The organism is Geomonas silvestris, assembly GCF_014193515.1.
Taxonomy (GTDB): domain Bacteria; phylum Desulfobacterota; class Desulfuromonadia; order Geobacterales; family Geobacteraceae; genus Geomonas; species Geomonas silvestris.
The window spans coordinates 61,551-75,062 of sequence record NZ_BLXX01000012.1 but is presented as its reverse complement, the minus strand read 5'-3'; the positions used below and the strand labels follow the sequence as shown (position 1 = coordinate 75,062).

The following is a 13,512-nucleotide window of genomic DNA, read 5'->3' as shown; positions in this document are numbered from 1 at the left end:
TGTCAATTGGGTTCTGGAGGGTTTATGAAACATACCATTGCAGTTCTTGTGGAAAACGAATTTGGCGTACTGTCCCGCGTGGTGGGCCTCTTTTCCGGGCGCGGCTTCAACATCGACTCGCTCACGGTTGCTCCGACCAACGACGAGTCGCTCTCGCGCATCACGCTGGTGACCCGCGGCGACGAGCAGATCATCGAGCAGATCACCAAGCAGCTCAACAAGCTGATCGACGTCATCAAGGTCATCGACTTCGAGCCGGAGAACGCGATTGAGCGCGAGATGGTGCTGGTCAAGGTCTCCGCGGAGGACGAAAGCCGTGCCGAGGTGCTGCGCATCGCCGACATCTTCCGCGCCAAGGTCATCGACGTGACGCCCAAGTCCTACACCCTGGAGGCAACCGGGACTCCGGCCAAGGTTGCGGCCATGGTGGAGCTCCTGCGCCCGCTGGGACTTAAGGAGCTGGTCAGCACCGGTCCGGTGGTGATCGGGCGCGGCGCCCGGGGCTGGAAGGGATAACGAAGCAAAACAAATCAAAGATTGCATGAGAGGCCGTTTTCGGGCTATACTCCGCGTTTGAAGTGCGGGGGCCCGGCAACGGCCTCTTTGTTTGTGCCGCAAGCCCCGTACCTGGCAGCCCTGCCGCCCTCCACCCCTGTGCTGTACTTCTGTAGGTAGCCGCGCCCTTTGCCCCGCGGCTGCTTGAGCTTCACGCTCTCATCACCGTTTATGAGGTAACTAGATGCGCAATACCAATACCCCGATCGCTGCCGAGGGGTACCCGTTCATTTTCGGAGCCCTGGCGCTCACCGTCGTCTTCGCGCTGCTCGGGCTCAAGCTGCACGCCGGCTTCTTCGCACCTGCCGGTTTTTTCTGCCTCCTCTCCGCCTTCATCGTGTTCTTCTTCAGAAACCCGGAGCGCAACACCCCCAACCTGGAGCAGGGCGTGATCGCACCGGCTGACGGTGTGGTGATCTTCTCCGGCCGTGTCGTGGAACCGCACACCCAGACCGAGATGGAAAAGGTGAGCATCTTCATGTCCGTGTTCAACGTCCACGTGAACCGCGCGCCGGTAACCGGGCGGGTGCTGGACTCCTTTTACACCAAGGGTAAATTCTACGATGTGCGCGACGAGCGGGCCACCTTCGAGAACGAGCAGCAGGGTCTGGTGCTGGAGACGAGCCCCGGCCAGAAGCTGGTGGTCGTCCAGGTGGCGGGCCTCATCGCGCGCCGCATCGTCTGCTATGCCAAGGTCGGCGACCTGCTGACCCGGGGGCGCCGCTACGGACTCATCCGTTTTGGTTCCCGACTCGATGTCTACCTGCCGCTCGGCACCAAGGTCAAGGTTGCCATGGGCGAGAAAACGGTCGCCGGCGAGACCGTCCTGGGGCTACTGCCGTGAGCGAAGAAAAAGTGAAAGTCGAACGGGAGGGGATGCGCAAGGGGATCTACATCCTTCCCAACCTGTTTACCGCGGGAAGCCTCTTCGCAGGCTTTTACTGCATGGTCTCCACCGTGAACGGCGACTACCGTACCGCCGCCCTCTGGATCCTGGCCTCCTCGATCTTCGACGGGCTGGACGGCAAGGTGGCGAGGCTCACCGGAACCGCCAGCAAGTTCGGGGTCGAGTTCGACTCCCTTGCCGATGTGGTCTCCTTCGGTGCCGCACCGGGCCTGCTCATGTACTGCTGGGCCCTGAAACCGTTCGGGAGATTGGGGTGGTTGGCCGGTTTCCTGCTCCTGGTCTGCGCCGCGCTGAGGCTTGCGCGCTTCAACGTCCAGGTCGAGACCGTCGAGAGCCGCCGTTTCGTGGGACTTCCCACCCCGGCTTCGGCCAGCATGGTCTCCGCGACGGTGCTCCTCTTCTATCACATGGGGTGGCCGAGCTCCTACAACCGGGTCGCGATCCTGGTGCTCATCTACTTCCTGGCGCTGCTCATGGTCTCCAACGTGCGCTACAACTCGTTCAAGGACCCGAGCCTCATCAAGCGGCAGCCCTTCGCCTTCCTGGTCCTGGCGGTGCTGCTTTTGATCGTCATCGCCGCCGAACCGGTGATCATGCTCTTCACCATCTTCATCTGCTACATCGCCTCCGGTCCGGTCGGTTTCCTGATGACCTGGCCGCGCCGCCGCAGGCTGGAGAAGGTAATGCACAAAGGGCACGAGGACATGCGTAGCAAACCGTAATCTCTGCAACCTTGCTACCCGTTGATACTACGTCCCCTCTCCCCTTGCGGGGACAGGGTGAGGGGGAAGGCGCCACTTCTGTGCAGCTGGCAGCTTCACCCACCCCCCTGACCCCCTCCCATCAAGGGAGGGGGGAGCCAAAGACGATGGTTCTTCTTCGCTGCACCAAAGTTTTGCATCATCAAAATAAAACAATGCTGGCGAAAAACCCCTTGACACCCGTCGGGGGTTTTTCTTATGATTCCGGAAAATTGAAAGGCAGTGACGAGGAGTAGTAGCCTTCTCCTTCCTCTACAGAGAGCTGGTGCTTGGTGCAAACCGGTGGGGAAGCAAGGTGAACTCGCCTTTGAGCCGCCGCAGCGAGAACTGTTTCGTATCCGCTTCATGCGGGGAGAACCGGCAGGTAGCTGCGGACGTCAGCCCGCGTAAAGGGCGATAGAGGTCCGTCGTCAGGCGGATGAATAAGGGTGGTACCGCGGAAGCTTCTTCAAAGCCTTCGCCCCTTGCTGGGGCGGAGGCTTTTTTCGTTGGTGCGGGCAAGCAGGCTGGACGAACAGTAACTGCGCTCGATCACTGGCATAATCGGAAATTTCTGTAATAATTAATTGCCCAGATGAGTACCGCACATGAATCTGGGAGGGGCAACCATCAACAGGGGGTAGAGACGTGACAACAACGGAACCGAGAATGATCAAGATCTTCGACACCACACTCAGAGACGGGGAGCAGTCCCCCGGTGCCAGCATGAACATCGAGGAGAAACTGCGCCTCGCCCGTCAGCTGCAGAAGCTCAATGTGGACGTCATCGAAGCCGGTTTTCCGATCGCCTCCGAGGGTGATTTCGAGGCGGTCAAGAAGATCGCCCAGACCATCAAAGGGCCCGAGATCGCCGGCCTGTGCCGCGCCGGTTTCAAGGACATCGACCGCGGATGGGAGGCGCTGCAGTATGCCGAGGAGCGTGGCCGCATCCACACCTTCATCGCCACCTCCGACATCCACATGAAGTACAAGCTGAAGATGACCCCGGCCCAGGTGCTGGACGCCGCGGTGAAAGGGGTGAAGAGGGCGTGCGGCTACACCGCGAACGTCGAGTTCTCCTGTGAAGACGCCGTCCGTACCGAGCTTAAGTTCCTGGCCGAAGTGGTAGGCGCGGTCATCGACGCCGGCGCCAAGGTGGTGAACATCCCGGACACCGTAGGCTACACCATCCCCTTCGAGTACTTCAACATCATCAAGTACCTGAAGGACAACGTGCCCAACGTCGAGCAGGCGATCCTCTCGGTGCACTGCCACAACGACCTGGGCCTTTCGGTCGCCAACTCGATCGCCGCCGTGCAGGCGGGAGCCGGCCAGGTGGAGTGCACCATCAACGGCATCGGCGAGCGCGCCGGCAACTGCTCGCTCGAAGAGTTCGTCATGGCGATCAGGACCCGCGGCGACATCCTTCCCTTCAAGACCAACGTGGTGACCGATCAGCTCACCCCGGCGAGCCGGCTCTTGACCAGCGTAACCGGTATCGTAGTGCAGCCTAACAAGGCCATCGTCGGCGCCAATGCCTTTGCCCACGAGGCGGGGATCCACCAGCACGGCATGCTGATGGACAAGTCGACCTACGAGATCATGACCCCCGAGTCCGTCGGCCTGAAGGCGAGTGCGCTGGTCCTGGGGAAACATTCGGGCCGCCACGCCTTCAAAAAGCGCCTCGAAGAGCTGGGGCACGACCTGGACGACGAGAACCTGAACAAGGCGTTCGAGCGTTTCAAGGCGCTCGCCGACCTCAAGAAAGAAGTGTTCGACGAGGACTTGGACGCCATCGTCGCCGACGAGGTGATGCGCGTCAACGAGAAGTTCAAGCTCTCCCATATCACCGTCACCTGCGGCTCCTTTGCGGTCGCCACGGCCACGGTGCAGATGGAGATCGACGGCGAGCAGGTGCGCACCGCTGAATTGGGCGACGGCCCGGTCGACGCGACCCTAAAGGCGATCAAGAAGCTCTCCAAGAGCGAAGCCCGCCTGGTGCAGTACAACGTCGGCTCGGTGACCGGCGGCACCGACGCCTTGGGCGAGGTCACCGTGCGCATAGGGCAGGGCGAGCGCGTGGTCATCGGCCGCGGCTCCTCCACCGACATCATCGAGGCGTCCGCCAAGGCCTACATCGACGCGCTGAACCGGTTGTACTTCGCCACCGAGCGTGACATCGAGCCGCTCTAGGTCGATATCTCCGGCAGCAGACAAAAAAAGGGGAGCCCAACCGGCTCCCCTTTTACATTTTTTTACTTTGCTTCAATCCCTCACTATGCGATGCTACCTCACACTGTATTCACTCCGTCTCTCAAGCTCCGGCACAGTCATAGCCCGCACCTGGTCGCCTGAGGCTGCCGTCTTAGTTGGATAACAGGCCGTGTTTCGTGGGTTAAGGTGAACTGCTTCCCGTCTGGTAGATAACCGTTGCCAGGGAGTAACTATGCCCTCAATCATTCGGATGGTTTTGACGATAACGTTAGTGGCTGCCATTTGTTCGGCGGCGACAGCAGCTGCTCGGCGGCCGGATGGCCAGTGGAAGTTCTTCCATTTTGACGGAAAAGATTTCCTTCCTGGCAGGGCAGCCGATGAATCTCCCAGCGTAGCCCTACAGACGGGGATGCAGCCGATCGTTCAGGTCAAGGGTGCCTTAGTTGGGGTCCCTTTGTCCAAAGGGATGGGGGCGATCGTCGGCGTCTGTTTCACTGAGACGTCGGGCGGGAAGCTTAAAGCCGTGCGGCCAAGGTCGGTGCTCTATCCGCAGCTGCCGGTCGAGATTCGTTCTGGCAGTCGGCTGGTGGTGAGCACTCAGACCGATGAACAGGGATTTTTTCAGGCGGTGCTGCCGGCGGGAACCTACCAGGTGTCCAGCAGGCGGGGAAATGTCGAGGTGAACGTCGCATCCGGCGTCACCACCATGATTTCACTACGAGTGGGTAAAAGGATGGTGGATTAGTGAGAACGATACACGGACAGATTTTGACGCTGTTGGTGCTGCTCCTGCCGGCTTTGGCTGCTGCTGGGACTCTTGACGATTACTACTTGGCGCGGCTTGTCCCCGGGTATGCCGGTGGCGGCTCAGCCGTGACTGGGGTGGTCGCCAAAAAAGCTCTGAATCATGCCGACCGCTCCCTGACCATGGTCAGGCACGCCGCCAAAAGGGACTGGAGTCAGCTTGAACCGGCTACTCAGAAAGTCCTCGCCAAGGCGATGGCGCTCCCCACCCTCACCGGGGAGCGGGTATGCGTGCCGGTGGGCGGACACTTCACCATCCACTACGCCACCTCTGGCACGGATGCACCTGCGCTGGCCGACCTCAACGGTAACAACGTCCCGGACTGGGTCGAGACTATTGCCGGTGTTTTCGAGTACGTCTACAGTGTGGAAGTGACGCAGATGGGGTACCAGCCGCCTCCGGGAACGACCTATCACGTTTACCTCCAGAGCCTTGCCTCTCAGAGCGCTTACGGCTTCACCGACGACATTTACTCTCCCTCTTTGCCGCCGGGAACCTCCACAGGCAGCTACATCACCATCGATAAATCGTTTACCGATCCGGTGTACGGTAGCTACACCCCGCTGGAAAGCCTCCGGGTGACTGCGGCACACGAGTTCCACCACGCGATACAGTTCGGATATAACTACTATTTCGACCCGTTTTATGCGGAGATGACCTCCACCTGGATGGAAGACGAAGTCTACAATTCGGTGAACCAGCTCTACAACTACCTGCCGAGTTATCTTCCCAATACTGACACCATCGCGCTCAACCAAGCAATCAACAGCACCGATCTCTCCGAGTACGGCCGTTGGATCTTTAACAGGTATCTGGCGGAACTGGACGGCAGCCGAACCGTGGTGCGGGCATTTTGGGTGCAACTCGGCGCCATGCCAGTGCCGTCAAACCACGCCGACATTCCCGCACTGCCGGTCCTCAACCAAGTGCTGAATCAGAATCTCGGCAACAATTTCTTCGGATTTGCCAAGAGGGTGTTCCTGCGGAACTGGACCACCCACGTGGGCGATGTGAGCCTTATCCCGCCGGTGACAGTTCCCCAGGCACGGACCTTTCCCGCACACCTCACCGTTCAGGGGCCTATCAATGCCTTGGCTACCCCCTATACCTTCGCCTACTACAAGTATCTCCCCTCCTCGTCCGACGGGCAGGATCTCGCGATTACCTTCCCCGGTCTTTCTTCATCCTTGGCTGTTTCGGCCTTCAAGGTAAGCACTGCGGGAACCCAGGAATACCAGTACAACGCCGGCACCCAGTCCATAGTAGTTCCGGCGTTCACCTCCGACGCCACCGTCTATCTGCTGGTGTGCAACAACGGCAATGGCGACATGCAGACCCCTGTCGCACTCAGCTTCCCGGCGGACGGCGCCACAACACTCGATGGCAGTACTCTGGTGAATGGAACCCCTCTCGATGCGAACGCTCTCGCGATACCAGCACAGCCTCCCATTCCCGTGACCCCCGTTGTGAGCTCCGGCGGAGGTGGTGGAGGCGGCGGTTGCTTCATTGCCACGGCCGCCTATGGCAGCTATCTGCATCCGAAGGTAGCCTTGCTGCGCGAGTTCCGCGATCACTACTTGCTGACCAACGCACCCGGCAGGGTGTTCGTTGCCTGCTACTACAAGATGAGTCCGCCGATCGCCCACTTCATCGCCCGGCACGAAGTGCTGCGCGTGATAACCCGACTGCTGCTCACACCACTAGTGTTTGCTGTTGAGCACGGTATGCTGACCCTGGCTTTGTTGGTCGGTTGCCTCGCTGCCTTTGTGGCGCAGCAACTACGGTTGCTGCGTAGGCGGGCGTCCGCACATTAAGTGCGGGCGGTACCTGCATCTGAAGGGAATGGCAGCTTTCGGAGAGAGGTGAGTATCTTCCTTCGGAACTGGAACCTTTTGCGCGAAAGTGGACACCTTTTCAGGGGAAGGTGACATCTTTCCGGCGGAAGGTAAATCTTCCAGCAGAAAGGTGACACCTTTTGAGCGGAAGTGGCCACCTTTTCGAGGAAAGATGACATCTTTCGGATAGAAGTATTAACTTTCAGCGCAAACATGACAACTTTTTCTCAAAAGTGGAAACTTTTCACTGGAAGACGACAACTTTCGGACAGAAGTGATAACTTTCAGAGGAAACGTGACAACTTTTTCTCAAAAGTGGAATCTTTTCACCGGAAGGTGACAACTTTCGGACAGAAGTAATAACTTTCAGCGCAAACGTGACAACTTTTTCTCAAAAGTGAGAACTTTTCACCGGAAGTTGACAACTTTCGGATAGAAGTAATAACTTTCAGCGCAAACGTGACAACTTTTTCTCAAAAGTGGAAACTTTTCACTGGAAGTTGATAACTTTCGGATAGAAGTAATAACTTTCAGAGGAAACGTGACAACTTTTTCTCAAAAGTGGAAACTTTTCACCGGAAGGTGACAACTTTCGGACAGAAGTAATAACTTTCAGCGCAAACGTGACAACATTTTCTCAAAAGTGGAAACTTTTCACCGGAAGGTGACAACTTTCGGACAGAAGTAATAACTTTCAGCGCAAACGTGACAACTTTTTCTTAAAAGTGGAAACTTTTCACTGGAAGGTGACAACTTTCGGATAGAAGTTAAAACACTCAGCGAAAACGTGACAACTTTTGCTCGGAAGTAGAAACTTTTTCCCGGAACGTGACAACTTCGGATAATAGAAAAAGGCCCCGCCGAAATCGGCGGGGCCTTTTTGTTGCGCTGTCTGCGTCGTCGCTCGCTTAGCCGATTTTCTTGACGTTAGCAGCCTGCAGACCTTTCGGGCCGTTGGTCACATCGAAGGAGACCGACTCACCTTCGGCCAGGGACTTGAAGCCATCCCCGGTGATTGCGGAGAAGTGCACGAATACGTCCTCGCCGTTCTCCTGCTCGATGAAACCGAAACCTTTAGCGTCGTTGAACCATTTAACCTTGCCCTGTGCCATTGTCCTGCCTCCTTTTTCAGACCTCCGGAACTCTGCCGGATCTACGTTTATGCTGCAATTTCCGGAGAGTTCTTCGGCATGAAAGGGCTCAAAGGAAGCGGAACTTCTCTCTGGCTTTTCGTCGCTACAAACTTCCGAAACTAGCTGCTGGCGTAAAAATTAACAGGGTATAATAACCTTGTCAAGAAAATATTTAAAAAACAATTTTTTTCTTGCAATCCCGTTTTTACGCGCCCTTCGGGCGTTTAGAAGGTGTTCAGTCGCCGGATAAAGGCGATGAGCAGCCCGTAGTGCTGGTGGTGGAATCGGAATGCGATGCGGGGAAGGTCGATCAGGTCCGGTTCGTCGGCCTCCTCCGGACGCGCCGCCACCGCCTGTATGTGGCTTCCCGGCATGCGCAGTTCGGGAAATTCGTTTTCCAGCATCTCGATCTGTTCCGGCGTCAGCTCCTTGGTCAGCCTGATCACCAGGTCGCCGTTGACGAAACGGATCGAGTGGTACACCGTGTAGAACTCCTCGATGACCTGCACCGCCTCCTCGTAACTCTTGGTGATGGTGAAGAGCGAGAAGTCTTCCGCCGAGATGAACCCGCCAACCAGGAGGCGCTCCTTCAGGAACCGGAACCAGTGCTCCCAGTAACCCTCCTCGTCGTCCACCAGTACCAGCGGCTTGGGTGAAGTCTTCCCGGTCTGGATCAGGGTGAAGACCTCCATCGCTTCGTCAAGCGTCCCGAAACCTCCCGGGAACACGGCGATGGCGTCGGCCTCCTTCACGAAAGCCACCTTGCGGTTGAAGAAGTACTTGTAGGTGATCAGGCGGGGATTCTTCAGCATGACCGAGTTCGCGCTCTGCTCGAAGGGAAGCCGGATGTTGGCCGCGAAAGACGATTCGCTGCCGGCCCCCTCGTTGCCGGCCTGCATGATACCCCCGCCACCGCCGGTGATGATCATGTAGCCGTGGTCGGCGAGGAGTTTGGCGAACTGTGCACACTTGATGTACATCGGCTCGTCCGAAATGGTGCGTGCGGAGCCGAAGATGGTGACCTTCTTCTTGTTGCGGTAGGGCGCAAACACCAAGGTAGTGTAGCGCATCTCCTTCATGGTGTTGCTGAGCAGCTTCAGGTCCGCCAGATAGTCGGTGTCCTGCCCGGCTTTAAGGGCCGAGAGGATCATTTCCCGCACCAGGTGGGGGTGGTGGATGTCGCCTGCTTTCTCAAGGAGCTCATCGATCAGTTTGTCTACTTCTCCGTTAGTTCTGGTAAAGCGCAGTTGCATTTAAGGCTCCCTTCGGTTGTCGAGTCGGCTCATTATAGCATGGTTGTTATCTGAGGCAAATGTTTAATATAATTGAACAAAGATTAGTTTGATTTGTGGCGGGTATTTGGTTTATTGTGGCCCCTAGAGAAAACCATCCCACTCACATAAAAGGAAGCTTTTACTTATGGGTATGACAACTGCTCAGAAGATATTCGCCGCGCATCTGGTCGATGAGCCGTTTGCCGGGACCAAGGTACTGAAAATCGACGTGGTGATGTGCCACGAAATCACTACTCCTATCGCCATCGCCGACCTGATGGCCCGCGGCAAGGACCGGGTCTTCGATCGGACCAAGATTAAGGCCGTCATAGACCACGTCACCCCCAGCAAGGACTCCAAGACCGCCACCCAGGCCAAGATGCTGCGCGACTGGGCCCGGCGCCACGACATCAAGGACTTTTTCGACATCGGCGCCAACGGCGTTTGCCACGCGCTCTTTCCGGAGAAGGGGTTCATCCGCCCGGGCAACACCGTGATCATGGGCGATTCCCACACCTGTACCCACGGAGCCTTCGGGGCCTTCGCTGCCGGCGTGGGGACCACCGACCTCGAGGTCGGCATCCTCAAAGGGGTCTGCGCTTTCCGCGAGCCGAAGACCATCCGGGTGAACCTGAACGGCACGCTTCCCAAGGGGGTGTTCGCCAAGGACGCCATCCTGCGCGTCATCGGGCACCTTGGTGTGAACGGAGCCACGGACCGCGTCATCGAGTTCGGGGGGCCGATCGTGGCCCAGATGAGCATGGAATCCCGCATGACCCTGTGCAACATGGCCATCGAGGCGGGCGGTACCTCGGGGATCTGCGCCCCGGACATGGTCACCGTCGACTACCTCTGGCCTTTCATCTCCGAGAACTTCGCCTCGAAGGAAGCGGCGCTCGCCGAGTACAGCGCCTGGTGCCCGGATGCGGACGCCGCGTATGACAAAGTTATCGACCTCGACCTCTCCGACCTTGAGCCTCTTTGCACCTTCGGCTACAAACCGGACCAGGTGAAGCCGATCTCCGAGATGGCCGGTGCCCCGGTGGACCAGGTTTACCTCGGTTCCTGCACCAACGGCCGCCTCGAGGACCTGCGCATCGCGGCCCAGGTACTGAAAGGGAAGAAGATAGCGCCGACCGTGCGAGCCATCCTGTCGCCGGCCACCCCGCACATCTACCAGGAGGCCAACGCCGAGGGACTCATCGACATCTTCATGTCCGCCGGCTTCTGCGTCACCAACCCGACCTGCGGCGCGTGCCTCGGGATGAGCAACGGTGTCCTGGCCGAGGGCGAGGTCTGCGCCTCGACCACCAACCGCAACTTCATGGGGCGCATGGGCAAGGGGGGCATGGTCCACCTGCTCTCGCCGGCAACCGCAGCGGCCTCGGCCATCGAGGGGAAACTCGCCGACCCGAGGAAGTACCTGTAGGCAATGGACAATTGACGACTGACAATTGACAATGAGAACCCGAATCGGGCCATTGACGTTGTCGATCAATCTTCAGGCTAACTAACGACACGACGATTGGTATTTGATGTGAGACAAGGTATTTGACTGTAATTGTCCATCGTCAATTATCAATTGTTTCCAAGGAGATCATATGAAGACTTTTGGTGGCCCGGCCCTCTTTCTGGACCGCAGCGACATAAACACCGACGAGATCATCCCGGCGAAATACCTCACCGAGATCACCAAGGAGGACCTGAAGCCCTACCTGCTGGAGGACCTCAAACTCCCGGGCTTCGATCCCAAGGCCGAAAAGACCCGCTCCGCAGGGGTGGTGGTCACCCGCGCCAACTTCGGATGCGGCTCCTCCCGCGAGCACGCGCCCTGGGTCTTCGAGGTAAACGGCATCACCGCCGTCATCGCCGAATCGTTCGCCAGGATCTTCCGCCAGAACATGTTCAACTGCGGCATGGCCGCCATCGAGCTCCCGGCCGGTCAGATCGACAGGCTGTTCAGCTTCGCCGACGCAGCCGATGCCTCGATCGCCCTCGACGTGGAGGGACAGATCCTCACCATCAAGGGGGGCGGTCGCCAAGAGAGTGTCTCCTTCGAGATCTCGCCGTTTGACAAGGCGCTGGTGCTGGCCGGCGGCTGGGTTGACTACGCAGATACCAAGTACTAGTCAAGGGCGGTCTTGCCGCTTGGGCAGTTCGAGACCCCGGCCAGGACGGGGAAGAGTCTCGATCTGCACGCTGTAACGGGGCAGGGGGCCGAGTGGTCCCCTGCCTTTTCTTTTTCTCCGAGTAAGAGAGTTCCTTCTTGTGCCGCCCCCCCTTCGCCTGACAACTGTCATTAAGGGGTTAGCGAATACCGATAGATGGCATTATTTGATTGACTACCCCTAATACCTGCAGTTAGTATCGCAAGTTATTTCGCAACTAAACTGCACCAGCGAGAGTCATGCCCCGTATTACGACACACATAGCCGGTCTGCTCACCCTCTGTGCCCTGAGCCAACCGGTCCAGGCTGCACCGGCGCAACCGGCGCAACCGGCGCAACCGGCGCAACCGGCGCAACCGGCACAACCGGCACAACCGGCACAACCGGTGCCCGAGCAGCCTGCGCAGACGGCGCAGGGAGTTCAACCCGCTCAGACGGCCCAGAAAGAAGAAGGGACCATCTTCACTTTTTGGCCGCTGGTGGATTACCGGACCAGTCCGGCGGATGGCTTCAGCAACCTGTCGCTGCTCGGCCCGATCTTCAAGTTCCAGAACAAGGGGGAGGACCGCGACACCGCGTTCCGGCCGCTCTTTTATCGCAAGGACCGCAGCAAGGGGAGCGCGCACGCCACCTACTTCCTGTACCCCGCAGCATTTCACGAGAATACGCCCGACTCCGATACCTATGAGGTGATGCGGCTGTTCCAGGTCTCCAACTTCCGCAAGGAGGAGGGGGAAAAGAAAAACGGCACCACGACCTTCCTGCCGTTCTACGTTTCCGGGGAGTCCCCCAAACGCGGCAAGTACCGGGCGTTCATCCCGTTTTACGGCGACATCTACGACCGGTTCTGGCGCGACGAGTACCACATGGTCATGTTCCCGCTCTACGGCTCCACGGTGAACCGCGGCACCACGACCAAGCACTACCTCTACCCGTTCTTCTCCACGACGAGCGGCGAGAACGAGACGGGCTTCGAGGTGTTTCCGCTCTACGGGCAGTCGCACAAGGACGGTGTGTACCGCAAGCGCTTCGTGCTCTGGCCGTTTTACACCAGCGAAACGACCGGTATGAACACGGAGAACCCGACGGACAAGGCGACCCTGTTCCCGCTCTACTCCCGGACCGATTCGCCCAAGAAGACCTCGCGCAGCTACCTGTGGCCCTTCTTCGGGTACACTGACGACCGGGAAAAGAAGTACCAGGAGGTCGACTACTTCTGGCCCTTCATCACTACGGTGCGCGGAGAGAAACGCAACGCCAACACCTTCTTGCCTCTCTACGCGCACGACGTGCGCCCGGAATACGAGAAGACCTGGTACCTGTGGCCTCTGCTCAAACGCGAGCAGATGCACTCCAACATCTTCAACCAGGACCAGGACCGGGTGCTCTACTTCCTGTACCGGGACAACCGCGAGATGTGGCCCAAGGACGGCAGCACCCGGCGGCGTACCGCGATGTGGCCCTTGTTTCTCTACACCAAGAGCCCCGAGGGTGTCTCCGCCTTCTCGTTCCCGGCACCGGTGGAATCGGTCCTGGACAAAGAGGGGATCGAGGAGAACTGGGCCCCCCTGTGGCGGCTCTACCAGCGGCGCTGGGACGAAAGCGGCAACTCAGCCACCTCGATCCTCTGGAACCTGTTCTGGGAGGAGCGGCGCGGACCGGAACTGGCCTACGAGCTGTTCCCGCTGGTTTCCTACCGCCGCACGACGCAGGCGCGGGACCTGAAACTCTTGAAGGGATTGGTGAGCCTGAAGCACAAGGGCGACGAGCATGAGCTCAGCCTCTTCTGGCTCCCCTTCGGCCTGAAATGGGGGGGGACGTGACGGATTTCGTAGGACGCATCGGCAAGAGGATCCTCTACTTCAACCAGGTGCTGGGCGA

At 58.6% G+C, this 13,512-nt stretch carries 11 protein-coding genes and 1 other annotated feature; of the genes, 9 read left to right on the top strand and 2 right to left on the bottom strand.

What is annotated here, in order from left to right; all coding sequences use genetic code 11:
* The first annotated feature begins 24 nt into the window (after positions 1-24).
* The 6 genes from ilvN (at position 25) to GMST_RS17075 (ending at position 7,035) form a co-directional block, all read left to right on the top strand.
* Positions 25-516, top strand: coding sequence for an acetolactate synthase small subunit (gene ilvN, locus GMST_RS17100; protein ID WP_183355913.1), 492 nt, complete (start codon positions 25-27; stop codon positions 514-516).
* 223 nt (positions 517-739) lie between these two features.
* Entirely contained in the window at positions 740-1,399 is a 660-nt protein-coding gene (locus tag GMST_RS17095) for a phosphatidylserine decarboxylase family protein (protein WP_183355912.1), read from the top strand.
* Positions 1,400-1,431: 32 nt separating this feature from the next.
* The gene (pssA, locus tag GMST_RS17090) at positions 1,432-2,184 is read left to right on the top strand and encodes a CDP-diacylglycerol--serine O-phosphatidyltransferase (protein ID WP_183356038.1); all 753 of its coding nucleotides are present in this window, start codon (positions 1,432-1,434) and stop codon (positions 2,182-2,184) included.
* A gap of 252 nt (positions 2,185-2,436) precedes the next feature.
* Positions 2,437-2,691, top strand: a binding site (T-box leader).
* Between the two features lie 159 nt (positions 2,692-2,850).
* Positions 2,851-4,395 carry a 2-isopropylmalate synthase gene (locus GMST_RS17085; protein ID WP_281380062.1) on the top strand — a complete coding sequence of 515 codons (1,545 nt, stop codon included), beginning with the start codon at positions 2,851-2,853 and terminating at the stop codon, positions 4,393-4,395.
* Between the two features lie 253 nt (positions 4,396-4,648).
* Positions 4,649-5,161 carry a hypothetical protein gene (locus GMST_RS17080; RefSeq protein ID WP_183355911.1) on the top strand — a complete coding sequence of 171 codons (513 nt, stop codon included), beginning with the start codon at positions 4,649-4,651 and terminating at the stop codon, positions 5,159-5,161.
* Complete coding sequence (locus GMST_RS17075) at positions 5,161-7,035, top strand: MXAN_6640 family putative metalloprotease (protein WP_183355910.1); 1,875 nt, start codon at positions 5,161-5,163, stop codon at positions 7,033-7,035. The genes GMST_RS17080 and GMST_RS17075 overlap by 1 nt, the downstream gene beginning before the upstream one ends.
* Before the next feature lie 929 nt (positions 7,036-7,964).
* On the opposite strand, the gene GMST_RS17070 is transcribed toward GMST_RS17075, so the two are convergent.
* Together GMST_RS17070 and GMST_RS17065 are read right to left on the bottom strand one after the other, a co-directional pair.
* On the bottom strand, positions 7,965-8,168 hold the full coding sequence (locus GMST_RS17070) for a cold-shock protein (RefSeq protein ID WP_183355909.1): 204 nt from the start codon (positions 8,166-8,168) through the stop codon (positions 7,965-7,967).
* 245 nt (positions 8,169-8,413) lie between these two features.
* Positions 8,414-9,442: an LOG family protein gene (locus GMST_RS17065; protein WP_183355908.1), complete on the bottom strand. Its 1,029-nt coding sequence runs from the start codon at positions 9,440-9,442 to the stop codon at positions 8,414-8,416.
* A gap of 166 nt (positions 9,443-9,608) precedes the next feature.
* Here GMST_RS17065 and GMST_RS17060 point away from each other — a divergent pair, with 166 nt between their 5' ends.
* From GMST_RS17060 to GMST_RS17050, 3 genes are all read left to right on the top strand, one after another.
* Positions 9,609-10,892: a 3-isopropylmalate dehydratase large subunit gene (locus tag GMST_RS17060; protein ID WP_183355907.1), complete on the top strand. Its 1,284-nt coding sequence runs from the start codon at positions 9,609-9,611 to the stop codon at positions 10,890-10,892.
* A gap of 172 nt (positions 10,893-11,064) precedes the next feature.
* Positions 11,065-11,592: a 3-isopropylmalate dehydratase small subunit gene (locus GMST_RS17055; protein WP_183355906.1), complete on the top strand. Its 528-nt coding sequence runs from the start codon at positions 11,065-11,067 to the stop codon at positions 11,590-11,592.
* Between the two features lie 278 nt (positions 11,593-11,870).
* Positions 11,871-13,454, top strand: a complete 1,584-nt coding sequence (locus tag GMST_RS17050) for a hypothetical protein (RefSeq protein ID WP_183355905.1) — start codon at positions 11,871-11,873, stop codon at positions 13,452-13,454.
* The last annotated feature ends 58 nt before the right edge of the window (positions 13,455-13,512 follow it).